The following is a 245-nucleotide window of genomic DNA, read 5'->3' on the forward strand; positions in this document are numbered from 1 at the left end:
CTCTTGATTCGTTAATAACGTGCGCGCTAGCACATCAACCCAAACCATAAAAGTACCACCCACCAAACTCGTTACCAGTAAGCCCGACAAGCTACCTTGGGAGATAAAAAAGCGCACAATATGCGGCACCATTAATCCTACAAAGCCAATTCCGCCGCTCATAGCTACTAACACTGCCGTTATCAGCGAACTTAAAACCAACATTAATATTCTAAAGCGATGTACCCGCACACCCAGTGTTATAG

The 245-nt window shown here is 44.9% G+C and carries 1 protein-coding gene; it reads right to left on the reverse strand.

Annotated elements, in window-relative coordinates; genetic code table 11:
* A partial coding sequence (locus AAEY62_RS24130; protein ID WP_350636997.1) for an iron chelate uptake ABC transporter family permease subunit occupies positions 1-245 on the reverse strand: 245 nt, incomplete at both ends.

This window comes from Pseudoalteromonas sp. GW168-MNA-CIBAN-0100 (assembly GCF_040309225.1).
In the GTDB taxonomy this organism is placed as follows: domain Bacteria; phylum Pseudomonadota; class Gammaproteobacteria; order Enterobacterales; family Alteromonadaceae; genus Pseudoalteromonas; species Pseudoalteromonas arctica.